The organism is Vibrio gelatinilyticus (assembly GCF_022836845.1).
GTDB lineage: Bacteria > Pseudomonadota > Gammaproteobacteria > Enterobacterales > Vibrionaceae > Vibrio > Vibrio gelatinilyticus.
Window position 1 is genome coordinate 298,753 of sequence record NZ_JAJNNZ010000004.1, and the last position, 25,515, is coordinate 324,267.

Sequence of the window (25,515 nt, forward strand, 5' to 3'; positions counted from 1 at the left end):
CTTACGAGAGCCTTTTTTAGGCTTGCGGTGGCTCTTCCAAAAGGAGCTTTATACCGAGCGCAACCAGAACAACCCCCGTAACACCCTCCATCTTACGCATAAACCCACCACCTTTTAACAGTGCTTTAGCAGAGTCAATCATAGCCGCTAGGCCGCACTGCCAAATCATAGCTATCACAAAGTGTATGAGCGCCATAAGAAGTGATTGCATTAAAGGTGAGCCATTAGGGTCAATAAACTGCGGCAGAAATGCCAGGTAAAACACTGCAGTTTTTGGATTCAAAATGTTAGAAAGAAAGCCTTCTCTAAGTGAGCGTTTAATACTGGTGTTTTGAATCTTTGATTGAGTAAGCTCAATAGAAGCATTTCCTTTAAACATTGCCTTTAAACTCGATAGCCCTAACCAAATCAAATACAGCGCACCAACACCTTTGACGATTTGAAATAGCTCGGCCGACTGCATTAATACAGCAGAAATACCGATTGCAGAGAAGGTTGCATGAACAAATAGCCCCATGCAGATCCCTAAACTCGTCACACTGCCCGCCGCAACGCCACTTCGAGATGTATTACGGATCACCAAGGCCGTATCTAATCCCGGTGTTAGCGTTAATATGGTGATAGCAAGGAGAAATGCTTCAAAATGAACAATCACAGATAGACCTTATCGTCTTTAAATTACGTTACTCGATGCACTATCGCTAAAATCAACGAACAATTCAAATAATGATGCTCACTATTTCCAATCAACTTGAGTAAGCCATTGAAGATAGGCACACTAGAGCGGCAAACGTATAAAAGGAAAATTACATGCCCGCTTTTGAGAAACTCACCCAACACTATCAGAAAATTGCCCACTTTAATCACTTAGCAGCCATTAGCGGATGGGATCAAGCATCCATGATGCCCGCAGGCGGCAATCAGGCACGTTCTGAAGCAATGGCCGAGCTTTCACTGCACATCCACAGGTTGGCAACGTCACCTGTACTCGGTGAATTATTCGATCGCGCCAAGCAACAAGAGTTAAACGCAGAACAGCACGCTAGCCTGCGCGAAATGACACGTCAGTGGAATTTAGCCACCGTACTGCCAGAGGACTTAGTACAAGCCAAATCACTAGCGGGCTCTAAATGCGAGCACGCATGGCGAACCCAGCGAGGAGAAAATGACTGGATTGGTTTCGAGAAAAACTGGGCAGAGGTAGTGACATTGTCACAAGAGGAGGCTCAAATCCGAGCTCAAGCAACAGGGCTATCAGCCTACGATGCCATGCTCGATATCTATGAGCCTGGCACCAGCTCACATTCTCTTGACAAACTATTCTCCAATGTAAAAACATGGTTACCAACATTGATTGATGAGGTCATCGACACTCAAAAAGACGATCAGTTTCTCTCTCCTACTGGCACTTTTAGAACAGAACAACAAAAAGCTCTCGGTCTTAAAGTGATGTCATTACTCAAGTTCGACTTTCATCATGGCCGCTTGGATGAAAGTGTTCATCCTTTTTGTGGCGGTGTGCCTTCAGATGTTCGTATTACCACGCGCTATGATGAAAATGAGTTTATCCAATCATTAATGGGTATTGTTCATGAGACAGGACATGCACGTTATGAGCAAGGCTTGCCGAAATCTCTTGCAGGTATGCCCGCTGGCGAAGCTCGCTCGATGGGGATACACGAATCTCAATCACTATTCTTTGAAATGCAGGTGGGCAGAAGCGATGCGTTTATTGCTCATCTTTCTCACCTTGCAGGTCAACAATTCACTGACCACGATCCTGCGTTATTTCACTTTAATAACTTCCAAAAGCTCTACACTCGAGTAGCAAAAGACTTCATCCGTGTCGATGCCGATGAACTGACTTACCCTGCTCATGTCATCCTACGTTATGAAATTGAACGTGATCTTATTAATGGAGACATCAAACACACTGATGTACCAGAACTGTGGGATCAAAAAATGCAGCAATACCTTGGTTTATCTACTCAAGGTAATTTTAAAAATGGTTGCATGCAGGATATTCACTGGACCGACGGCGCGTTTGGCTACTTCCCTAGCTATACGCTTGGTGCCATGTACGCCGCTCAATTTAAGGCAGCCATGACACAAACAGTTGATGTCGAAGGTGCTATTGAATCCGGTGATTTAACCCCAATCTTTACCTGGCTTTCCGAAAACATCTGGAGTAAAGGCAGCTTACTCACAACCGATGAGCTCGTAAAACAAGCAACGGGTGACACTTTAAATGCTAAGTATTTCCAAGATCACTTAAGAAGCCGCTACCTGCCTTAGACCTTCCTGAAAACAATCAAGCAAAAAAAGACGGACCGCTAGTTCAACGGCGAGTTCGTCTTTCTTCGTGACTAACTAGCCTCTCAGAACGTAAATATCGACCCTTCGGGGAGCAGATTCACGACTAAAATTTGGTACTATTAATTCAGTTTCTCAATACACAGCCGCTTTAATCCAGAGTCATCGTGTCTTAATTCATAGGTTTCAGTAAATTCATAGGTTTCAGTATGTACAAAAATATCTTAATCACTGGCGCAACCAGTGGCATTGGTTTCGCTCTTACGCAAGAACTCGTTAAAAATGGATACACTGTATTAGCGTCAGGCCGAAATATTGAACAGCTAAATGCTCTCAAGGCGAAAACGGGGTGCGCCATTTATCAAGCTGATCTTATTGACCCCCAGCAAGTCATTGCGCTTTTCACCTTTGCAGAGTCCATGTTGGGACAAGTTGACGTTTTAATAAATAATGCAGGTATGAACTCGCGTAAATGTGCCATTGAAGAGTTCACCTTAGAAGAATTTGACCAGCAGTATGCGGTCAACCTTCGTGCGCCAGCCTTACTATGTAGAGAAGCATTAAAAGTCATGAAACCACGCCAATCTGGATACATTATGAATATCTCCAGTACAGTGGCAAAACGTGCTAATCCTACGATGAGTGTATACACCGCGATGAAACAAGGCTTAGCCGGCTTTAGTGGCATTTTGATGAAGGAAGCACAGCCCCATGGTATTAAGGTCACCACACTGTTTCCAGGCGGTACCGATACTAAATTTAGACAAGCAGATAGGCCTGAATATATGCAACCCGAAAGCGTTGCGAAAACCATTCACGCTTTGTTAAACCTGCCTAGTGATGTGGTCATGCATGAAATGACATTCCGCCCACCCGTTGAGTTAGAATAACAGTCCACTCTCTGATTTTCGCACACAAAAAAAGCGACCAGAGGTCGCTTTTTTCATCACATGTCTTTTAGAAAATGTGAATAGTCGCGTTTAGTGTAAAGCTCTCAATGTTCTTATCATCTGAGAACTTCGTCTTAACGCCATTGAAAGTCTGCCAGCTCGCACCGATAGAAAGCATATCTGTGACAAAGTACTCAGCACCCACACCGTACATTAGATCAGTGCCGGTAGAATCACCTTCACTTGCGAGACCATCTTTGTATGACGCTGTATAGTGGTGGATACCACCTTTCGCGTACAACTGAATTGGGCCAATATCGATACTTGGCTTTAGCGCTCCATACCAAGAACCTGTCTCGGCATAACCGTTTGCAGTTCCGTTGTTCATATCAAAGTTGCCGTGCTTCCAGTAGCCACCTTCAACTCCAATGATAGGTAAGATTCCCGTGCCGACATGGAAAGACATCGGCGTGTCACTGTTATTGTTGTAGTCCGCACGACCCACTGATACACCACCATATAGCCAAGCGTCTGCAAACGCCGATGTAGATGCTCCAACTAGCGCTAACGCCAAAAGTGTTTTTTTCATGTTTAACCTTCTTGTCAAAAATAGGCAGCGCAATCCACGAGTAAGCCACTGCCAAGCTTATATATCACAATCTCTAATCGACACAAAATCGATAAGTATTAAAATAAGAAAAAATTTATATCTCAACGTGTTAGATCGCGTATTTCGACGACTTAACATGCATCAATTGCATTTTTTACACGCTTATCAGATACCGGATAGGGTGTCCCAAGTTGCTGTGCGAAAAAACTGACACGTAGCTCTTCAATCATCCAGCGAACCTCTTTGACATTATCAGGAACCCGCATCCCTTTGGGAATTTTATTTAACAGTTCTTTGTAATCTTGTGTGACCGATTCAATTTTTAACATATGCAGTCGGTCACGGTTAGGATCGATGGGTAACTTCTCCATTCTGCGTTCAATAGCACGCATATACCTTAGGATATCGGGTAATCGTTTCCAACCGCACTCAGTTGCAAAACCTTTGAAAATCAACCCTTCGACTTGAGCTTTAATATCTGACAATGCAAAAGCCATCGACAAATCGACACGCCCTTTCAACTTCTTATTGATACTAAAAGCGGTGGTCAATATTGTTTCAACTTGCTGCGCAATATCGACAACCGTATCCCCCAGCTCCGCTCGGATGAACTCTTTGGTGGATTCAAACTGCTCTGCGTCCCATGCTACTCCGCCTTTCTGTTCAATCAGCTTATCAATACCACAAGCAATGCAGTCATCAATCAGATCGAGAACCTTACCATACGGGTTAAAATACAGGCCTAACTTTGATTTATTGGGCAAGTTCGAATGCAGATACTTGATAGGCGAAGGGACATTGAGTAACAACAGACGGCGCTGACCTTCACGCATCGCCTGTTCTTGCTCTTGCTCCGTTTCAAATAGCTTTATCTCTACGCTGTCTTTATTATCCACAATGGCCGGATAAGCTTTAACTTCAAAGCCACCACGTTTTTGTTGATAGACCTTAGGAAGCTCACCAAAACTCCACGTATGTAAGCCTTGCTGTTCAATGTCATCGTCTGCCACTTTAGACAACGTTTCCTGAACCTTATCTTTTAAACTTTCTTTTAGTTCATACAAGTCTGCATGTTCTTTCAACTTTCTGTGTCGATGATCAACAGCTCTAAAAGTCACTTTAAGATGATCAGGCACTTGAGCGAGATTCCACTCCTCACGAAGCACTTCGACCCCTGTCATTCGGCGTAGTTCTTTTTCTAATGAATCAAGCAGCGGTGCCTCTAAAGGGGTTGCTCTGGATAGAAATGCATCGGCATAGTTTGGTGCCGGTACAAAATTCTTGCGCACCGTTTTGGGTAACGACTTGATTAAGCTAACGACCAACTCATGACGTAAGCCGGGGATTTGCCAATCAAAGCCATAAGGCTCTATCTGATTGAGAATGGGTAGTGGCACGTGCACGGTAACACCATCACTATTTTCTCCAGGTTCAAATTGATAACTCAACTTTAACTTAAAGCCATCCTGGTGCCAGAAGTTAGGGTAGTCGAGTTCAGTAACATGGCTAGCATCACCTTTAAAGAGCATCTCTTTTTCAAAATTGAGTAACTCTTTGTTTTCTTTACTGGCTTTTTTCCACCATGTATCAAAATGACGCCCAGACACAACATTGGTTGCAACACGTTGGTCATAAAAATCAAACAGTTCGTCATCATCAACCAAGATGTCTCTACGACGTGATTTGTGTTCTAACTCTTCAACCTCTGCCAATAGCTTGCGGTTTTGCTTAAAGAAGGCGTGCTTAGTCTCCCACTCTCCCTCCACCAGTGCGCTGCGCAAAAATATTTCGCGGCTAACGACCGCGTCAATCGAGCCATAATCAACCAAACGTTTTGGAACGATCGGCACACCGTAAAGCATCACTTTCTCATGAGCCACTACCGCAGCACGCTTTTTAGACCAATGCGGTTCGCTGTAACTACGCTTAATGAGATGTTTAGCCAGTGGCTCGATCCAGTCAGGTTGGATCTTAGCGACAATACGCCCCCATAGCTTTGAGGTTTCAACCAACTCAGCTGAAATAATCCACTTTGGCTGCTTCTTGAAAAGTCCCGAGCCTGGGAAAATATGAAAACGTGCATTTCTTGCACCTTGGTATTCGTTCTTCTCCTGGTCTTTAACACCAATGTGTGACAGCAAACCGACTAACAATGCCGTGTGAATAGACTGGTAATTCGCAGCTTCTTGGTTGAGCTTCTCATCCATTTCACGCATCGCTTGATGGATTTGGAAATAGACATCTTGCCACTCGCGAACTCGCAAATAGTTAAGGTAATCTTGCTTACATTGCTTACGAAATTGATTGCTACTCAGCGATTTTTGCTGCTTTTGTAGATAGTCCCATAAATTCACAAATGTCATGAAGTCAGATTCCTCATGGAAGAATCTTCGATGCTTATCGTCTGACGATTGTTGCTTATCTGATGGTCTCTCTCGCGGATCCTGAATCGATAATGCAGAGGCAATGACCATGATCTCTTTTAAGCACCCCATCCTAGGCGCTTCTATCACCATCCGTGCCAATCTCGGGTCTATCGGAAGTTTAGCGAGCTTGCGACCAATTGTCGTCAGACGTTTCTTAGGGTCTGTGGCTTTGTCATTAAAAGCACCCAACTCCTCAAGCAGGCGAACACCATCTTGAATATTGCGTCTATCGGGGGCCTCTACAAACGGGAAGGCTTCTATATCACCAAGCCCCAACGAGGTCATTTGCAAAATAACCGAGGCTAAGTTAGTACGTAGAATCTCAGGATCGGTAAATTCAGGACGAGACAGGAAGTCGTCTTCTGAATATAAACGAATACAGATACCTTCTTCGACACGTCCACATCGGCCTTTACGCTGATTGGCACTTGCTTGAGATACGGCCTCTATTGGAAGCCTCTGAACTTTAGTTCGGTAACTGTATCGGCTAATCCGAGCAGTGCCTGGATCAATGACATATTTGATACCCGGTACTGTTAACGACGTTTCGGCAACGTTGGTCGCTAGAACGATGCGTCGCCCAGCATGGGGCTGAAAAATTTTGTTTTGCTCACCCGCAGACAGTCTCGCGTACAAGGGGACGATTTCAGTATCTCTTAGGTTCCGCTTGCTTAAAGCATCAGCGGTGTCACGGATTTCACGCTCACCATTCATAAAGATGAGGATGTCGCCCAACCCTTCATCACACAGCTCATCAACAGCTTCGAAAATACCTTCAAGCTGATCGCGATCCACATCGTCATCACCCGTTAATGGTCGATATCGAGTTTCGACCGGATAGGTGCGACCAGAGACTTCAATGATCGGGGCGTTATTAAAATGTTGAGAGAAGCGCTCTGGATCGATGGTTGCCGAAGTGATAATCACCTTCAGATCTGGTCGCTTTGGCAATAGTTCACGCAGATAGCCCATGATGAAATCGATATTTAAACTGCGTTCGTGCGCTTCATCGATAATGATGGTGTCGTACTGATTTAAAAAGCGATCGTGTTGAATTTCAGCCAGCAGAATACCGTCTGTCATCAGCTTTATCTGAGTATTTTCAGAGATCTGATCGTTAAATCGAACTTTGTAGCCAACAAACTCACCAAGCTTCGATTCCATTTCCTCAGCGATGCGATTTGCGACCGAACGAGCTGCCAATCGGCGCGGTTGAGTATGGCCTATCAAGCCGTGTTTACCACGACCTAGCTCAGCACAAATTTTGGGTAATTGAGTGGTTTTCCCTGAACCGGTTTCACCAGCGACAATCACCACCTGGTTATTGGCAATCGCATTAGCAATGTCGTCTTTCTTTTGACTGACCGGCAGCAAGTCTGGATATTCTAATTTTGGGGTTTGAGCCATTCGTTGCTGAACCGTCATCATAGACTGAGCGATATCAACGGCGATCTCGTCAAAGACAGCGGCCTTCGCTTCTGGGTTCTTAATTTTATTTGCGCCAAAGATCCGCTTGGTAAGACGGAAGCGATCACGAATCATGCAGTCATTGACGGCCTTGCGAAGAGAAGCGACCGTATTCCCCGTGTTTGACGGTTTCTGGTCGTGATTTTTATTATCGTGTTTGGAGGAAGTCAAAACAGTTCCTACTTCAATTTATCCATATCAAAACTGGCGCGATTGTATCACAGCTAAAACAAAAAAAGCTCCGCAGGGAAACCCTAACGGAGCTTATTGTTAGCTTATAACCTAACTAGAAATGATATTGCAGATAAACAGTACTGTAGTTACTACCACCTTTGATTCGACCAAACTGTGAAGACGCCTCAAAAATAGCACTGCGGTGATGCAGAGAGTAACCTAACCATAATTCTTTTAGATCGTCCTGACGGAACAGTGAACCTATGTTGATATCATAAGATATGTCTATGTAGTTCATCAGATGACTTGGTCTTTTCTCTTTATTATCAAGCTCTTGTTGTTCAATGTAAGTAATGTTGTCGATATAAGAAAGACCATTACCCACACCAAGACGCATTTGCACAGGCCAAGTAAATTCATAATACGCTTTGATTAGCGCCACAAATTCAGTACCCGCATCTTGGACCTCTGATTTGTAATGGTGCGCAATGCCGGGGCTCAGATAAATATCTAGTGGTAAACCAAATAGCTCATCTGTTAATGGATGACCATAGAAAATCGAGGAAACCTGATTGTCATAAGGATCGCGCTTGCCTTTAAAGGTCAAGATATCACCCATGTCCGACGGTGATGCCCAACCGTGTGCAACACGCACATACGGAGTGTTGCCGATTTCTCGGCGCGGCGCAGATTTCGATTTAGGCTTTTCATTAAAAAAGCCAAAACCAACAAAGACTTCACCCTCATAGCGATCTTTTACTGCCGCGGATTGATACGCTGCGTTGTCCAACGCTCTAATATTGGTCGCCCCTAAAAGGTATAAGTTTGACACTAGGTGATAACGCGCATCAACACCCAACGATGCATCAAACGCACCATTAATATCCTGGGGATTGCTGCCATAAGAGCCATAGTAATGTGAATTAAAGCTGTCATCTTTGTAACGCAGAGTCACATTAGGACGTAGCTCCAGGTCACCAAAATCAAGCATACCTTGAAGTCTAAAATTCGCGTGCTTACGGTAGTCGGTGTCGGTCATCAATTCTGAATCGAAATGCCAGGTGTCATCGATGTTGTAACGAACTTGAACACCATAGTCGGCGGTATCTCCACCGAGTGCGTTTTGCTCCTCTTTTGGTACGTCAATGTGACGCATGCGAGTTATCGCATTAAATTCAATTTTTTTGTCATCCGTTTTGTAAAGATGGGCACCAGCCATAGTACCATCAAGAAACACATAGTCATTTTTGAAAAACATCATCGGAATAAACGTGCTAACCGTTGTATCCTCGCTGTTTGTTTCAAAGGGAATGCTAGCTGTACGCCAAACCGCTGCAATACCCCATTCAGCTTCCTGTGCTGCATTTGCCATCGGGCTAAACGAACACAAAGTAACACCTAAAGCGGCAAAATGACGGTGACTGTTTTTGAACATTCTAGTTTTTTCTCCAACTGAGACTTTTATTCGGCTTTTTTAAATCTTGGCGGCAGAATTGGAACTGATATTCCACATTATTGTAAAAGAGCAAAGCCACCCCTACCTAGCGTGGCATGGATGGTATAGTATTGTTATTATTAGCTTCTTTGTCACGAAGCTGTGATTATTATATTCTCGTCCCAAATTGTCGAGAGTATTTTTCCGTATAGTTTCCCTTATTTCTATTGATCGTGAAAGTATCAGAACTAAAAAACACATTAAAAAGTATTTCTAACGATACAAATGTTGAAGTGGTAACCGGTGAAGAATGGTTACCTGAGCACCTGATCAACGCAAAATTGAACGACAACCTTCTCTTTTTGACGTTTGATAACGCCCCAGATGAACTTGAGCACGGTACTGAGGCTCGCGGGTTTGTCGAGCATGAAATGGATTTGCTGAGATTAAGGCTATCAGAAGTGCTCCATAATCAAACAGATAACGAAAAAACGCTTGACGCCCTTCTGGCATTCTTTTTGGTTGGCCATGAAATGAGTAGTTCAGACTTTGTTGAATTTCTACACGATATGTCGCAAACTCCTCTAGACGAAATGAACTGTGACAGCCCAGACTAGAGGCGCAACGCCAAATGACTGATAGTAAACCCTCTCTTCCTACTTTGCTTGCTGGCCCTATTCTTCGTCGCACCTTACCCGGCGAGATATCATTTTGGGCCGTCGTGTCAAAAGATATTTCTCATTGTGTCATTCGGATTTCCCAAGAAAATTCCGACAAACCTGTTCAAGCCAAAGATTTTCTAATTACCAAAGAGCATTTAGTTCAAGTCAGTCAGCATTGCTGGATACTGCTTGCCCATTACCCTCTAGAACAAACTTTGGGACATCATTTTAGCTACAACATCATAGATGACACGAACAACAAGTCACTGCTTCCTGATCATTTGTACTATAAAGTTGAAACTAACTTGAGTTGCAAAGTAAGCCAAAACGCTGACTACATTATGCATGGCTCTTGTCGTAACCCGCATCACTTTAGTGACGATAGCCTCGTTGCAGCAGACAACAAGGTAGCGTTGCAAGATCTCCCAGAACGCCCCGATCTGCTGATGCTTAGTGGCGATCAAATATACGCAGATCATGTCGCAGGCCCTATGCTCGATGCGATTTCTCAAGTCATCACATTATTGGACTTACCAAAAGAACACTTTAACGGTGCTCCTTTTGAACGTTGTGAACAACTCTACTCACATCGTCATCATCTTTACGGCCGTCAAAAACTGCTCCCCATCTATCAAGACCATTCCAGGTGGCTAAGTAAACTATTCGATGCTCACCACGCTCCAATATTCAGTTCTAAAGACTGCGATAACCATCTAATTACCTTCTCCGAGTTTTTCGCTATGTATTTGTTGGTCTGGTCACCAACGTTGTGGAAGTGTATTGATTTAGAACGTGTAGAAAAAAGTGGTTTCTGCATCAATGGACACTCACTATCACAGGCACACCGTGACATTTGGATGAAGGAAAAGTCTCACTTAACCAAATTTGTCGAAGGCTTACCACAAGTTCAAAGGCTCCTGGCACACATCCCTACCTATATGATCTTTGATGACCATGATATTACGGATGACTGGAATCTAACGGTTGGTTGGGAGCAAGCTGCACACAATCACCCTTTTGCCAATCGCATCATCGGTAACGGCTTGATGGCTTATATGTTGTGTCAGGGGTGGGGAAATAATCCTACTGTGATAGGTCAGCAGTTTAAAGGTACGTTTAACGATCTAGTGGCTGGCCAATTTAACCAAGAGGCGCATAATAGCTTCATCACTCAACTGATTCGCTTTGAAGGCTGGCATTATAGCTTGGACACAACGCCAAAAATGGTGATACTTGACACCCGAACTCGTCGCTGGCGCTCAGAATCGAATATGAATAAGCCCTCAGGTTTAATGGATTGGGAAGCGCTTGTCGAGTTCCAGCAAGAATTGATTGGGCAAGACGCTGTTATCGTCATATCCCCAGCCCCTATGTTCGGCGTTAAGTTCATAGAAGCACTCCAAAGAGTGATGACCAAAGCAGGATATCCATTAGTGATTGATGCTGAAAACTGGATGGCGCATCCCGGTAGTGCCAATACGCTATTATCGATTTTCACCCACACCCAAACACCGGATAACTTCGTGATTTTATCAGGAGATGTGCACTACTCTTTTGCTTATGACATAAAACTTCGTTATCGCAAATCGAGTCCTAATATCTATCAAATCACGTGCAGTGGATTAAAAAACCAATTTCCAGAGCCGCTACTTAAAATCTGTGACACTCTTGATAAATGGTTATATACACCTCGGTCACCGCTCAACTGGTTTACAAAGCGAAGTAAACTGAAAATCACCAAGCGCAAACCACAACCTTCTCAGCATAATCGGCTGGTAAATCATAGTGCTATCGGTGAGTTGCAACTTGATAGCGATGGTAAACCCAATACCATAAGTCTACTGTTCTCTGACGGGAGTCAGGTAAAATTCCCTTCAAGATAAGTTCTACATTGTAGATTTTAAGGCGACAATGAACCGATGAAGATCGGTAGTTTGAGGTTGATGGATTTGTTGCCGCCCTTGAGTTTTGATACCGAAAGCCCTATTTATTAAGTACGATTGTCGACAAATGGGTTTGTTATGTTGAATACCCTGACCTCTTTATTTAAAGAACTTTTAGAAGGCAAAGATCTTGCCCAAAACAGCCAAGAAAATACCAATCTTGCTATTGCCGCTTTACTGTGTGAAGTCTCTAAAGCCGATTATTCGGTAGGAGAAAAAGAATACCAAGCGAAGCTCATTTTGATTCAAAGGCTAATAGACGTCGGTGAAGCTGAAGCAAAAGCATTACTTGCTCAAGCACAACAAAAAGTAAAAGAGTCGGCTTCATTGTATGATTTTACATCAAGCCTTAGAAACCTATCCCGTGAAACACGTTTTGAGCTAATCAAAGGGATGTGGCAGGTCGCACATGCTGATGGCGATATCGACCCGTTAGAGGACTCCGTTATTCGTAAAGTCTCAGAATTACTTTATGTCGATCATAGCGATTTCATACGAGCCAAGCTTCAGGTTACGCAGTCCTAGTTAAAGAAAAGTCCTAAACCCAACTACTATAAAGCCCCATAATGGGGCTTTATAGTAGTTGGGTTATAGCATAGCCAAAGCGAGTTTAGCCAAGTTGTAAGCATCTACATAGCCTGAATGCTGTCGCCCTTCCCACTCGATGCCTTTACTTTCTTGCGCTGCTCGATGCCCGATTCGTTTGTCTTTCAAACGATTTTGCATACGATACAAAGTAGCCAAGTTTATGAATTCACCAAACGGGGCTTCAATGCCTTTATCCTGGCACTCGTTCAGTAAAATAAGATCATCCCTGCCCCAAGAAGCATAGATCTTATTCTTACCACCGAAGTTCTTGACCATAGACTGTAGAACAGCAGCCAAAGGTCGGCCCTGTTTCTCTACTTTTCGAGGTGTAATACCCGTAAGCTCGGCACAAAATAATGATACTTCATCGCGCTCGGGTTTCACATAATACTGAGCACGTTTAACAATCTCTTGCTTAACAAGATCAATTTCGGCCAATCCGACTTCTATTATCTCACCGGTTGTACCAACGCCGTCGACATTCCAGCAACACATTTCAAGATCAAAGCAGACAACACGATTGTAATTCATAGAAACTTAGGTATTAGTTGAACAAACTGTCGAATTGTATCTTATAAAGCGCCAAACCTCGACAGTTAGGGTTTCAATCGCTATAAAATCAAGCAACACTTGCAATATTTCGCCCCTTCTTTTTACTCATATAAAGCAGTTCATCAGCCCTATTCATTAATACTTCCAGACTTTCTCCCTGGAAAACCGAAGCGCCAATACTTAAACTACATACGAAGTTAGGGTCGATACTATTCCAGCTTATCTTTGTCATCTCAACACAAACTTTGTTTAAATATTCACTCAATAGTTGCTTATCAACAGAACGACTAATTACTGCAAACTCGTCCCCCCCAAGGCGGAACAGCAAATCATCGGGATACAGTTGTTCGCGAATATAGACTGCAACCTGCTTTAAGATTTCGTCCCCTACGACATGTCCATACTTATCGTTGATGAGTTTGAAATTATCGACGTCTATTATGATTAGAGAAAATGATTTATTACAAGAAATGTGGTGCCCCGCAAGTCGATTGAACGCTCTTCGGTTATACACTTCAGTTAATGGATCACGCTCAACCAAATACTGTAGATCTTTGGTTCTGCGCGATACTAGCATGGCGAGTCGGCGCTGTTCACGAAACATAATTAAGACAATATAAGCCGCAAGAGTAGAAATGATCAATCCACATGAAAACACCACAATTAAAGAGACCTGGTCAGCAGTGCTCATGCTAGTGTCGCGTTTAAACTCTATACTCCACTGTCTATCATACAAGGTAATCACTTCTGCTAAACTTTCACCTTCTAGCCTTTCCCAAGCTTCGTTTCGATATAGAATTGGATCATCTTCTGCATCAAATCCCAAATCTCTAACTTGGATCCCGATTTCTTTACCGATCGAGGTACGCGTCACAACCTGCTCAAAATACACCGTGGTCCTAATAACGCCAATAACCACTCCACGTAGCTTATTCTGGCCAACTTCAAACACCGGGTGGTAAACGAGCATGCCTTGTTTAGGTAAGCTGCGATCAAACCCATCTTGCAAAAGACGAATCTTATCAGACAAGCTCGGCTGCCCAGTTTTAATTGTCGATTCAATAACTCGGCGAACCCGTTCACGCGAAGAGTAATAACCTAATGCTCTTAAGTTAGTTTCGTTGACAGGGTAGATATCACTCGCTACAAAAATAGGTTCGTCATTTTCCAAAATGTAGCCTTCTACCAAAGGTTGACCTTTGGGGACCGTGTATATTTGGTAGTTGGGAAAGCGGCCTCGAACGCGCATAATGTGTGATTCTATCTGCTCAGGGTACACTTTTTTCATCCACTGCAACGCGAGCAGACTTTTCGTGTCGTCTAAAATTGCTCTCGCAAAAGTAGAGAAATTGTCCCAAGCGGGGGGTTCAGTAGCATGATAAAAACTTGCACCGGCGCCGATGAAGCTGACGTCAAGCATCACCAGTTCTTTGATGTTTTCGGCCTGATTTTTTGCCATAAACTCAAAGTTAGATTCCGCTAAGTCTTTTTGCCCTGTGTATACAAAATGAGTGACTAATAAAGTTAAGACTAACCCAAAAATGAATGCAACCGCTGCATAGCGCCGCACCCCTTTACCCTCAAATGGTGTGCTCGTATTCATATGGTGTTGTACATCCCTGTCAAGTAGTCGGTCTCTTTGTACCTATTTCCTACCCAACTTAAGCCCTTAATTAATTATGATTTCCTAACCACGTCATTCAAAATATAAGCGCCTATTATTGAATGACTTATTAAAATAATACAGAAAATAGCTCAAATACAAATCACTCATTGAGAGAATAGCTTGTAGGATCACCATTTTAGTTCCAGAAGTGAAACAATTGGTCGCAAATTGACCTAAATACTCACCAAAAAATGACATTTCAGATAAAGCGTCGCGCTAGTTAACTTGAATATGTTAGACTTCACTCCAAAATTAAGTACAAACTATTGACTATTTGAGAATTCACTATGAACTTCGATATTAATGTTATTCCAGACACTTTCGACATGCTTCATGCAGGTCTCGCTGCATCGAGCGTCTTGCTACTCGCCATCGCTGTTTCACGTAAAAGCAAAGTGATAGAAAAAGTGGTTGAGAAGCCTGTTGAGAAGATCGTCGAAGTAGAAAAACCAGTCGAAAAAATCGTCGAGGTTGAGAAGGTCGTTGAAGTTGAAAAAGTAGTCGAAAGAATTGTTGAGGTTGAATCAAAGCTTGCTACTGCAACCACAGATTCTGCGATGCAATTACTTTCTCTACTGCAGCAAGAAGCTCGCATGATTGATTTCCTAAAAGAAGATCTTACCGATTTCTCCGATGACGAAGTGGGCGCTGCAGCGCGCGTTGTTCATTCTGGTGGTAAAAAAGTCATCGATGACTATATTCAATTATCTGCTATTCGTAATGAGCAAGAAGAAACACGTGTGACAATAGAAGAAGGATTTAATCCTCAATCTATTCGCTTAACGGGCAACGTGACGGGCAGCGCGCCGTTTCACGGTACATTGGTTCACAAAGGCTGGAAAGCCGACAGTGTTACGTTACCGAAAACGTCTGAGCACTACGATGCTTCTATCATTGCGCCTGCCGAGGTTGAACTTTAATGGAACAACAAGTTAAATACAGTGTTGGTATTGATTTAGGCACAACTCACTGTGTTATGTCCTACATCGACACTCAAAATGAAGACGCCCAAGTAAAAGTGGTCGAAATCCCACAGTTGACCGCACCGGGCACGGTTGAAAACCTAAATCAACTAGGCTCATTTTTGTATCAGCCTCATGAACATGAGCTGGGGCAAGGCGCTAGAACCTTACCATGGACTGAGCAACCTAAAGCCTTAGTCGGAGCTATTGCTCGTAACCTCGGTTCAAAAACACCGATTAGACTCGTTGCTAGCGCTAAATCCTGGCTTTGCCATTCTGGTGTTAATCGCAGAGACGCCTTTCTTCCACAAGGCAGCTCAGAAGAAGTAGACAAAGTCTCTCCCCTTCGCGCAACAGAGCTGTATTTGGAACATCTTAAAGATGCATGGAATCACATGCACCCAGATGCACCACTGAATGAACAAGACGTGACACTAACCGTCCCTGCTTCTTTCGACCCTGCGGCTCGTGATTTAACGGCTGAAGCGGCAAGAAACGTTGGCCTTGTTCACCTAACGCTTTTAGAGGAACCGCAAGCGGCTCTATACAGTTGGATCGACAATAGTCAGGATGCTTGGCGTAACGAAGTCAATGTCGGTGATGTGGTTCTTGTCGTCGATGTAGGCGGCGGTACAACCGACTTATCTTTAGTTGCTGTCACCGAAGAAGACGGTAACCTAAACCTCAATCGTGTTGCTGTAGGTGAACATATCTTACTTGGTGGCGACAATATGGATTTAGCGTTAGCTTATCGCTTAAAGATGAAGCTTGCTCAAGAGGGTAAAGAGCTTCAACCTTGGCAGATCCAAGCAATTACGCACGCCTGTCGCGATGCAAAAGAATCACTTCTTAACGATTCTGAATTGCCATCGATTCCAATCGTTGTGCCAAGCCGAAGCTCCAAATTACTTGGCGCGACACTAAAAACAGAATTAACACAACAGGAAGTGCAACAAACACTGGTAGACGGTTTCTTCCCGCAGGTATCGATTAATGAGCACCCTGTACAGCGCGCTCGCGGTGCATTAACGCAAATGGGTTTACCTTACGCTCAAGATGCCGCAATTACTCGCCATATCGCGTCATTCCTAAGCCGACAAAGTAACGCCACTCAAGATGTATTTGCTGGCATACCTGGTATGACGACAAGTACAGACTTTGTTAAACCGACGGCAATCTTGTTTAACGGTGGCGTATTGAAGTCCGAGCTTCTCGCTAATCGCTTGATGGCCACAATCAATAACTGGTTAGAAACGGCAAATTCAGAGAAGGCTCAGCAGCTATCCGGTCTCAACTTGGATCTCGCTGTTGCCAGCGGTGCTGCATACTATGGCGCGGTTAGACATGGTCAAGGCGTGAGAATACGCGGCGGTATTGCGTCAAGCTACTACATAGGTATCGAAAGTGCGATGCCTGCTATTCCTGGAATGGCACCGCCAATGGAAGCATTATGCGTAGCGCCATTCGGAATGGAAGAAGGTAGTCATGTTGATGTACCAAGCCAAGAGTTTGGCTTAGTGATAGGACAACCCGTCCACTTTCAATTCTTCGGTTCAACCACTCGTCGCGAAGATGCTGCAGGCCTACACTTAGATTACTGGCAGCCAGAGGAGCTCGAAGAATTGCCAGAAATTCAAGTGACCTTGCCGGTTTCGGAAGGCCGTAATATTGGCGAGGTAGTCCCTGTAACGTTAGCGTCAAGAGTGACGGAACTCGGCACTTTATACCTTGAGGCCATAGCATCTGACAATGGTCAGAAATGGCACGTTGAATTCGATGTTCGTGACGACGGGTAAGCTTTCATGAATAACGGCACTTCGGTGCCGTTATTATTTTGTAAGCATAACCTCTTAGTACGGTCTAGTTTAATAGACAACTCTCTCAATAATCACCGAACCCGAAGGTGACACTGTCACCCTTGTAGGGCTGATATTTAGTCCATCTCATAATGGAGCATGTTATGGCATCCTCTCAATATCTTGTTGGCATCGATTTAGGTACAACCAATACAGTCGTTGCCTTTTGTGAAATCCAGGACGATCTTTCAAACTCTCCGGTCGAGCTGTTTGCCATCGACCAACTCGTTGGCCCAGGCGAAGTTGTCCGTAAACCGCTACTGCCATCCTTTCGCTATCACCCTGCCAAGGGACAAGTCGCAGATTCTGATCTCACGCTGCCTTGGGAGTCCAGCACCGTTAGCGGAGATAATAAGCAAGTTATCATTGGTGAATGGGCCCGAGAGCTCGGAGCGAAAGTCGAAGGACGACAAGTGTCCAGTGCCAAAAGTTGGCTATCTCATCAAGGCGTGGATAGAGAATCAGATATTCTCCCGTGGGCTGGCACTGCGGATGTCGATAAAGTCTCGCCCGTCATCGCAAGTGCAAGTTACCTCAATCACATTCGTCAGGCCTGGAACCACAGGCACCACTACAATAAGCTCGAAGATCAAGACGTCGTTATCACCGTACCGGCATCCTTTGACGAAACCGCCCGTAAATTAACATTAAAAGCGGCCAAGTTAGCAGGTCTGCCAAAGGTTCACTTATTAGAAGAACCTCAGGCTGTTTGTTATGACTGGTACGCTCGCCATAAAGACACTGCCAATCAAGAGTTGGCACAAGTCCCCCTTATGTTGGTTTGCGATGTGGGTGGTGGTACTACCGATCTTAGTCTGATTGAGGCAAAGTTGGACGGCGATGATTTGAGCCTTAACCGAATTGGTGTGGGTGAACACCTTATGTTGGGTGGTGATAATCTCGACTTAGCTTTGGCACACCTTGCAGAACAGCGCTTTGGTCAAAATAAGAAACTGACCGCCGCTTCTTTGACAAAACTCATTCAGCAAACTCGCAAAGCCAAAGAAACGCTATTGTCAGATTCTGCTCCTGATGAAATGAAAATCACTATGTTAGGTAGTGGCTCTCGATTAATTGGTGGGACTAAAAGCATTGCGTTAACAAAGCACGAAGTCCATCAAATTGCCCTCGATGGTTTCTTCCCTCGCACTGAATACCACCATCTTCCCGACAAAAAGCGAAGCGCTGTTGTCGAGTTTGGCCTGCCTTATGTTTCTGATCCTGCGGTAAGCAAACATGTGGCTGAATTTCTCAACTTACATCAGGAAGTTTCTACAGAAGCATTGGGCGGCGCTCAGCAGTCAAACCCTAATGCTGTGCCCGTAGGCTTATTGCTTAATGGTGGAGTGTTCAACAGCCCATTAATCACCAATCGAGTAGTAAAAACCATAGAGCAGTGGAAGCAAGGGCCTATTTCGTTGCTAAGCAACCCCCACCCCGATTGGTCCGTGGCTCTTGGCGCGGTTGCATTCGCTAAGGCAAGACGCGGAGCCCAGCTCAAAATTGGTGGTGGTAGTGCAAGATCCTATTTCCTACACCTGCAGGAAAAGAACAAACAGGGAAAGGCATTATGTTTATTAGCGAAAGGAACCGATGAAGGACAAGAAATTCGACTATCAGGTCGAAGGTTCTCACTAACCTTAGGAGAGCCTGTTCGCTTCAACCTTTTGACCTCTACTCATGATTTTTTTGGGCAACACCAAAAAGCACAAAACGGCTTACTGGTAGAGATTGATCCTGACCAATTTTCCCCACTGCCTCCTTATATATCAACGTTACAAGGCAGTGATGCAGAGCTAAACGTAAATCAAAAAGAACGTGTCGAAGTACAATTAGCCTGCCAGTTAACCGAAGTTGGAACACTGAAAATTGAATGCGTCAGCGTTGAAGATGAACAGCAACGATGGCAACTTGAATTCGAGGTACGAAAACAAGCTGAGTCCGAAAAAGAGCATCAGGTGCACCCAGGGTTAGATGCTTGCCAGTCGCTTGTCAGCAGATTGTACAGCGGCAATAAGAACAGTGCCGATACAAAAGAGATCAAAACGTTAAATAAAGATCTTGAACGAAAACTAGGCAAAAAAGAAAGCTGGGATTTTCATACACTCAGAAGCCTACTAGACACCTTGAGTCTTGGTCGTAAACGCCGCAGACGCTCTGAGCAACACGAGAAAAATTGGCTGAGGTTAACCGGTTATTGCATGCGTCCGGGTTTTGGCGATGCTACGGATTCTTGGCGAATGGAGCAGATTTGGCCGCTTTACCAACAATCCATTCAATTTCAAAACCATCAGGGCTGGAGTGATTGGTGGGTGTTTTGGCGCAGAATTTCGGGCGGCTTAAATCAAGAGCAACAAGAGACGATATTAGCCGACATTGCCAAATATCTTCATCCTGGTGCGATGAAGAACCCTAAATCTCAACAAGCCGCTAAGGACAAAGGTTATGAAGCTATGGTCCGGCTTTCAGCCAGCCTTGAAAACCTACACCAAGAAGACAAAACCTTACTGGCAAGTTGGTTTCTCAGCAAAGGGCTCAACCAGACTCAATTTAATCAGGCGCACTGGTGGGCATTAGGTCGACTGAGTTCACGTACCCCACTCTATGGCTCACAGCATAACGTGATCCCCAGAGAGCAAGTAGAACAGTGGCTGCCAAAACTGCTCGAACAAGATTGGAGCAAAGAAAACATGATTGCGTTTGCTTGCGTGCTAATGTGCAGAAAAACGGGTGACAGAACTCTCGATGTCAGTGACGATAGTCGATCAAAAGTCATCGAAAAATTAAAGCAAGCCAAGGTTCCTGCTGGTTGGGTTGAACTGGTGGAGACCGTTAAAGATCTTTCTGAAAACGAGCAACAACGTGTCTTTGGTGATGCACTACCAAGTGGGCTAACGCTTATCCAAAGCCATTAGAGAGTATTTTTTAACGGGCCTAGCCATGAATCATAGCTAGGCCCGCTTGAAGCTAAATCCTTATATCGCATTCAGAAAATATGACAGCATCTCCCGAGACCAATACTCGTTCATCAGCCATTTGGCAATAGAGTGTTCCACCTCGCGTTGAAATCTGATTCGCTATCAGCTCACTCTTATCCAACTGTTCCGCCCAATAAGGGGTCAGCCCTGCGTGAATTGACCCTGTCACCGGATCTTCATCGCCACCATTCGCGGGCCAGAAATAGCGAGAGACAAAGTCACACTCCCACTTATCACTCTTTGCGGTCGCAACCACATCGTAAGGTGCCAGTTGTTTGAGCAATTCATTATCAGTACCCAGCTCTTTAACCTGCTGAACATTATCATAAATAGCAAAATACGCTTGCGGACTACGCAAGACCTGGCGAGGTTTAATACTTAGCCCTTGATACATTTGATCTGGTACAGTGCTAAGCATAACGGGAGGTCTGGCCGGAAAGCTCATTTGAATTCGACCATTTTCAAGCTTTTCGATTTCCAACTCTCCAACATGAAGCGTGGAGAAGGTAAGTTTTCCCTTCACACCAAATTCATTAAATAGAATATGCGCCGACGCTAGCGTCGCATGGCCACAGAAATCGACTTCTGTCATCGGTGAAAACCACCGAATAGCATAGTGTTGAGGCTTTATCTTCTTAACGTAGGCCGTTTCAGACAAATTATTTTCTATCGCAACATTCTGCATCCACGTTTCTGCTGGAAATTCCTCTACGAGTATGACGGCGGCACTGTTACCTTTGAAAGGTTGGTCGGTAAAGGCATCCACAATCCATTGTTTCATTACATTCCCTTTATTACTGATAGTGACTTCCACGTGATGTGTAAGCAAAGCGTTTTCTGTAGATACGATAAACCAAAAGCGCCGGATTCAATCCAGCGAGGAAATCTTGACATAACAGCCAACCATTTACGCCTAAATTCAAAACAGCTGAATCATAGGCCTCTCTTGGATCAAAACCTTGATACAGGTTATCAATGTAACAATTGTGCTGTCAATCAGGTAATAAACTCCGCCACTGTCTCAATTATCATCTAGATTTAATTAAAGAAAGCTCTTAGAAACGACGATTTCTTTCGTCGATCATTTAATTACCTTCTCTATTATTTTCCTCGCGGCAGGGGCGTCTATATGATCAATACTATCAGGCACATCTTTTTTACCTTCCTTATCTTGTTTGGCTTGAGTGGCTACGTAAACGCCGAGTCAATACAGTCATTGGCAGCAACCCAAAGTGAACTTGACGTTGAACTAACGGCCATCGCCGAAGCAGACCCTTCTGAGAGGCTTTTTCTAGAAGATGTCTTACAACGAAAAAATGTCGCTCTTAGAGTCAAGATAGCCTCTTTGGTCGACAAAGATGCCGACAACAAAGAGTTCGAGAAGTTAGTCAAACAACAAATTTTGTTCTTAGACAACCTACTCGAGCACAGCAAGCTCGAACTTATAAGAATCACTAAGCTAACCCGTAAAGCAAAAGGCTCAGAGCGAACCAATTTAGAGTTTGAGGCTCAAAAACGAATAGAAACAATGGGCACCTATTATTCGGAGATCGTTGACACAATCGAATGGGGTTCAAAGATTGGTCTGCAGCTGTCTGCTGAAGAAGCGCTATTAAAAGAGGAACTTCAAGAGCGTGCCGAGTTTCTATATAACGGTATCCTTTACTTAGAAACCAAGCAGAAAGATGTTAAAAAACGCCTTGGCTACGCACTGGAGGAAAACAAAACTGAACTTGTACAAGCTTCGGTAAAATATACTGAGCTCGTGGCATTGATGGTCGCCAGTCTTGAATCGACAACCTCACTGATGGAAACCTACAAACTTGATACCACAGAATATCGTCAGCTTATATTCTCAGTTACGGGCGACATCAATAGCGACGTGCTCGACTTCAATATTGCCTTGGGGCTACTAGAAGAATGGGCTAGTGGGTTCAAAGACTGGGCGTTTGATAATACCCCTTCAATTATCGTTAAAGTGTTGGTGTTTTGTTTAATTCTGTGGATTGCCAAATCTCTTTCAAAAGTGGCAGCAAAAGCCATTAAAAAAAGCGTGTCCCATTCTAAGATGAATTTTAGCCACTTGATGCAGGATTTCTTTGTTTCAATTGGCTCAAAAGCCGTGATGTTTATTGGTATTCTCATCGCACTATCGCAACTAGGCATAGAGCTAGCTCCATTACTGACTGGTTTCGGAGTGGCTGGTGTCATCATTGGTTTTGCCTTGCAAGATACCCTGTCTAACTTCGCATCTGGCCTTATGATTCTCATTTATCGTCCTTTTGATGTCGATGATATGGTCGAAGTGGCTTCCATTACGGGCAAAGTAAGTCACATGAGCCTGGTTTCAACCACAGTAAAAACCATTGATAACCAGATTTTGGTGATCCCTAACAATAAGATATGGGGCGATGTGATTAAAAACATCACCGCAGAAACCGTGCGCCGCGTTGATATGGTATTTGGCATCGGATATCAAGACGATATTGATAAGGCAAAAGCGGTGTTTGCCGAAATCCTCGAAGCGCATCCACTGGTATTAAAGTCTCCAGAGCCAATGATTAAACTTCACGTTCTTAATGAATCATCGGTCGACTTTGTCGTTAGACCTTGGGTGAAAACGGATGACTACTGGGATGTTTATTGGGACGTTACTGAAACCGTTAAAAAGCGCCTAGACAGTGAAGGGATCACGATTCCATTCCCTCAAAGAGACGTGCATTTGTATCAGCACCAGGTTGATAATCAGCAGTCCGAGAATACTTAAACAACTGATTCAACTTGGGCATGATTTAACTGCAAAATAAAGCTGCAAGTTTAAGGTGAAGTTTCAAGCTGGTTTTCTAACCAACTTGAAACGTCACTAAGCACCTGCTCTTTTTCTGGCTCATTAAACAGTTCATGGTATAAGCCCTGGTATTCAAGTAAGGTTTTATCAGTAGAACTAGAAAGGCTTACTAACGCTTTTGCACCCAGAGGGTTAACCAACCTATCTTGTGAACCTTGCAAAACTAACAATGGGCATTGAATTGTATGCGCGCTGCGCTCCACCTCTTCCATAGCTAGCTGAATTTGCCGACTTAATCCGGCAGTAACGTTCCCAGAATGGACCAACGGATCTGCCATATACAGCTCAATCACTTTGGGATCTCGGCTTAGGCCCGAAATATCAAGTGGCACGGCCCGTAATTTAGGCGCAATTGCCGCAATATACTTGCCCAACTTGATCAGCAACGGCGATATTTGTGTCGGTGGTTTGATAGCGGGTGCAGACAACACAGCCCCTGCCAGCTTGCTCTGAAATCGCAACAAATACTGACTAGCAATGAGCCCTCCCATACTATGGCCAATCATATAAATTGGACACTCCGGGTGTTGTTTCTTCGCTCGTTCAACAACCATATCAACATCATCTACAAACCGCCCGAATCGATTTGTGTAAACTCTTAGGCCAGCTGACTGGCCATGACCATGATGATCGATAGCGTAAACCGCAAAGCCCATTGGTAATAATACTTCAAGCAAATTCTGGTATCGCCCACAATGCTCGCCCAATCCGTGTACTAATACGATGATCGCCTTTATTTGCTTTGTTGTAGGAAGCCAGATTTTTGTATACAACTGATTTCCATCGCTACCAACAATGAAATGTTCTTCACTTTGCATAGTACAAACCTCTATTTCGCCAGTTACACTACACTTCCTCTGGCTCTCATAATGTGTTGCGGCCCAGCCGCTCCCCCTAAATAAAGCTCTTTTGTATCAACAAAACCGACCGCGATATAAATCTCATAAGCCAGCGTATTTCGACAATTAACGGTTAGGTATAACTCGGCTGTTCGTGAATGATGAAGGCTGCTCTGTACGTAATTTTTAAGGATGTGTTCGAGAGCCTTTTTCGCTATTCCCTTCCCTTGATGGTTCACATCAACAAAAAATGAACGTAAACCTATGCTCCCCTCTGGGCAGAAGGAGTAATTGCGAGCGTAAGCAGCATCCAATATATAAAAGCCAACCGGAAAGTTATTTCGACAGATAACCCACTGGGTCTCATCTGGCTTAGTAAAGCTAGCGCGAATAAGTTCCTCAATGTGTCCCACATAGGGAATTTGATCATCAGCAACGGAAAGTTTCATTACTTCATCAAGCAAGACTTGTTGCAATGGGACAATAGATATCATTGTACTTCCTTAGGTTAAATCACATCGCCAGCAGTTTAAAATCCATGACGACTTACGGCCTGGTAGGCTAACTCGACTTCTTCTGGTATAGGCATTTCGATCTGAAAACCTTTATCAGGATATTGTTTAATGCGCTCGAAATCTTCAATTAATGCGGCAAGAACCTTGGTGAGTGGAAGTTCATCATTGCAGTAGTCTATCCAGTTACACCACCTGGAGGTCACAAGGATCTCTTCAAATTCCGCCGGCCATTGTTTTACAAAAGTCGCGAAGCTGCGTTTTTCCATAAAAGGCTTTTGCACCAGAATTAGGCGCTTCGGTAGCAACGAACGTTGACTCAATGCCTGATAGGTGAATATGACATTTTCGCCAGTATTTGAGGCTTGGTTTTCAATGATAATTGCGTCTTGCGGAACACCACTGTCTCGCGCTATTGCTGCGAATGTCTCCGCTTCAGTGCGGTCGAACACACCCTGAGTAAAACGGCCAACGCCTCCAGAAAAAACAATGTAAGGGGCCTGGTTCTGATGATAAAGCTCTGCCGCATATTCAGCGACTCGAACGTCATTGCTACACAGTACAAAAATACAATCGGCCGGTGATAGCACATGGTTCATACTCATGTAATTCCACAGCGTATCAATATGCTGATAGAGATGTTTAGCCATCACACTTCCTCTTCAATAACCCTTTGTTCACGCTACCTAAACCTTTCGGCATTGTCTACTCAATCCATCAAGAGTGTGTTTCAAGTTCATATGCCAGTACCTGTTACCGATTACTGCATAAGTTTTCGACACTTATAGAACGAT

The 25,515-nt window shown here is 44.1% G+C and carries 19 protein-coding genes; 9 read left to right on the forward strand and 10 right to left on the reverse strand.

Going from position 1 to position 25,515, the window contains the following annotated elements; genetic code table 11:
• Positions 1-16: 16 nt before the first annotated feature.
• Complete coding sequence (locus LNL84_RS07410) at positions 17-655, reverse strand: LysE family translocator (protein ID WP_244356418.1); 639 nt, start codon at positions 653-655, stop codon at positions 17-19.
• Positions 656-810: 155 nt separating this feature from the next.
• On the opposite strand from LNL84_RS07410, the gene LNL84_RS07415 reads away from it, so the two are divergent.
• Complete coding sequence (locus LNL84_RS07415; RefSeq protein WP_244356419.1) at positions 811-2,295, forward strand: carboxypeptidase M32; 1,485 nt, start codon at positions 811-813, stop codon at positions 2,293-2,295.
• A 227-nt stretch (positions 2,296-2,522) separates the two neighbouring features.
• Positions 2,523-3,203 carry an SDR family oxidoreductase gene (locus tag LNL84_RS07420; protein WP_244356421.1) on the forward strand — a complete coding sequence of 227 codons (681 nt, stop codon included), beginning with the start codon at positions 2,523-2,525 and terminating at the stop codon, positions 3,201-3,203.
• Between the two features lie 67 nt (positions 3,204-3,270).
• Here LNL84_RS07420 and LNL84_RS07425 read toward each other — a convergent pair whose 3' ends face one another.
• The 3 genes from LNL84_RS07425 to LNL84_RS07435 all read right to left on the reverse strand — a co-directional run bounded on the left by LNL84_RS07425 (position 3,271) and on the right by LNL84_RS07435 (position 9,252).
• A complete protein-coding gene (locus LNL84_RS07425; protein WP_244356423.1) occupies positions 3,271-3,792 on the reverse strand; it encodes an outer membrane beta-barrel protein in 522 nt (173 codons plus the stop codon).
• A gap of 152 nt (positions 3,793-3,944) precedes the next feature.
• Entirely contained in the window at positions 3,945-7,877 is a 3,933-nt protein-coding gene (gene hrpA / locus LNL84_RS07430) for an ATP-dependent RNA helicase HrpA (protein ID WP_279610967.1), read from the reverse strand.
• A 115-nt stretch (positions 7,878-7,992) separates the two neighbouring features.
• Complete coding sequence (locus LNL84_RS07435) at positions 7,993-9,252, reverse strand: MipA/OmpV family protein (RefSeq protein WP_425244293.1); 1,260 nt, start codon at positions 9,250-9,252, stop codon at positions 7,993-7,995.
• A 296-nt stretch (positions 9,253-9,548) separates the two neighbouring features.
• Between LNL84_RS07435 and LNL84_RS07440 the strand changes: the two genes are divergently transcribed.
• The 3 genes from LNL84_RS07440 (at position 9,549) to LNL84_RS07450 (ending at position 12,445) form a co-directional block, all read left to right on the forward strand.
• Entirely contained in the window at positions 9,549-9,932 is a 384-nt protein-coding gene (locus LNL84_RS07440; protein ID WP_244356427.1) for a VC1380 family protein, read from the forward strand.
• A 14-nt stretch (positions 9,933-9,946) separates the two neighbouring features.
• Complete coding sequence (locus LNL84_RS07445; protein WP_244356429.1) at positions 9,947-11,860, forward strand: alkaline phosphatase D family protein; 1,914 nt, start codon at positions 9,947-9,949, stop codon at positions 11,858-11,860.
• 138 nt (positions 11,861-11,998) lie between these two features.
• Positions 11,999-12,445 carry a tellurite resistance TerB family protein gene (locus LNL84_RS07450; protein WP_244356430.1) on the forward strand — a complete coding sequence of 149 codons (447 nt, stop codon included), beginning with the start codon at positions 11,999-12,001 and terminating at the stop codon, positions 12,443-12,445.
• A 63-nt stretch (positions 12,446-12,508) separates the two neighbouring features.
• Here the strand turns inward: LNL84_RS07450 and LNL84_RS07455 are convergent, their stop codons facing one another.
• Positions 12,509-13,039, reverse strand: coding sequence for a 3'-5' exonuclease (locus LNL84_RS07455; RefSeq protein ID WP_244356431.1), 531 nt, complete (start codon positions 13,037-13,039; stop codon positions 12,509-12,511).
• A gap of 88 nt (positions 13,040-13,127) precedes the next feature.
• A complete protein-coding gene (locus LNL84_RS07460) occupies positions 13,128-14,663 on the reverse strand; it encodes a sensor domain-containing diguanylate cyclase (RefSeq protein WP_244356433.1) in 1,536 nt (511 codons plus the stop codon).
• Positions 14,664-15,013: 350 nt separating this feature from the next.
• Between LNL84_RS07460 and LNL84_RS07465 the strand changes: the two genes are divergently transcribed.
• From LNL84_RS07465 to LNL84_RS07475, 3 genes are all read left to right on the forward strand, one after another.
• Positions 15,014-15,646, forward strand: a complete 633-nt coding sequence (locus LNL84_RS07465) for a DUF2760 domain-containing protein (protein WP_244356435.1) — start codon at positions 15,014-15,016, stop codon at positions 15,644-15,646.
• Positions 15,646-17,484: an Hsp70 family protein gene (locus tag LNL84_RS07470; RefSeq protein WP_244356436.1), complete on the forward strand. Its 1,839-nt coding sequence runs from the start codon at positions 15,646-15,648 to the stop codon at positions 17,482-17,484. Before LNL84_RS07465 ends, LNL84_RS07470 begins: the two co-directional genes overlap by 1 nt.
• Positions 17,485-17,648: 164 nt before the next feature.
• Complete coding sequence (locus LNL84_RS07475) at positions 17,649-20,459, forward strand: Hsp70 family protein (RefSeq protein WP_244356438.1); 2,811 nt, start codon at positions 17,649-17,651, stop codon at positions 20,457-20,459.
• Between the two features lie 52 nt (positions 20,460-20,511).
• Here the strand turns inward: LNL84_RS07475 and LNL84_RS07480 are convergent, their stop codons facing one another.
• Complete coding sequence (locus LNL84_RS07480) at positions 20,512-21,303, reverse strand: PhzF family phenazine biosynthesis protein (RefSeq protein ID WP_244356440.1); 792 nt, start codon at positions 21,301-21,303, stop codon at positions 20,512-20,514.
• A 348-nt stretch (positions 21,304-21,651) separates the two neighbouring features.
• On the opposite strand from LNL84_RS07480, the gene LNL84_RS07485 reads away from it, so the two are divergent.
• Positions 21,652-23,289 (forward strand): mechanosensitive ion channel family protein, encoded by a 1,638-nt coding sequence (locus LNL84_RS07485; protein WP_244356442.1) that lies wholly within the window; start codon positions 21,652-21,654, stop codon positions 23,287-23,289.
• A gap of 50 nt (positions 23,290-23,339) precedes the next feature.
• Here the strand turns inward: LNL84_RS07485 and LNL84_RS07490 are convergent, their stop codons facing one another.
• From LNL84_RS07490 to LNL84_RS07500, 3 genes are read right to left on the reverse strand one after another with little or no spacing between them, the layout of a single operon-like run.
• Positions 23,340-24,188 carry an alpha/beta hydrolase gene (locus tag LNL84_RS07490; protein ID WP_244356443.1) on the reverse strand — a complete coding sequence of 283 codons (849 nt, stop codon included), beginning with the start codon at positions 24,186-24,188 and terminating at the stop codon, positions 23,340-23,342.
• 23 nt (positions 24,189-24,211) lie between these two features.
• Positions 24,212-24,703, reverse strand: coding sequence for a GNAT family N-acetyltransferase (locus LNL84_RS07495; protein ID WP_244356445.1), 492 nt, complete (start codon positions 24,701-24,703; stop codon positions 24,212-24,214).
• A 35-nt stretch (positions 24,704-24,738) separates the two neighbouring features.
• Positions 24,739-25,371, reverse strand: coding sequence for a YdcF family protein (locus LNL84_RS07500; RefSeq protein WP_244356447.1), 633 nt, complete (start codon positions 25,369-25,371; stop codon positions 24,739-24,741).
• Between the last annotated feature and the right edge of the window lie 144 nt (positions 25,372-25,515).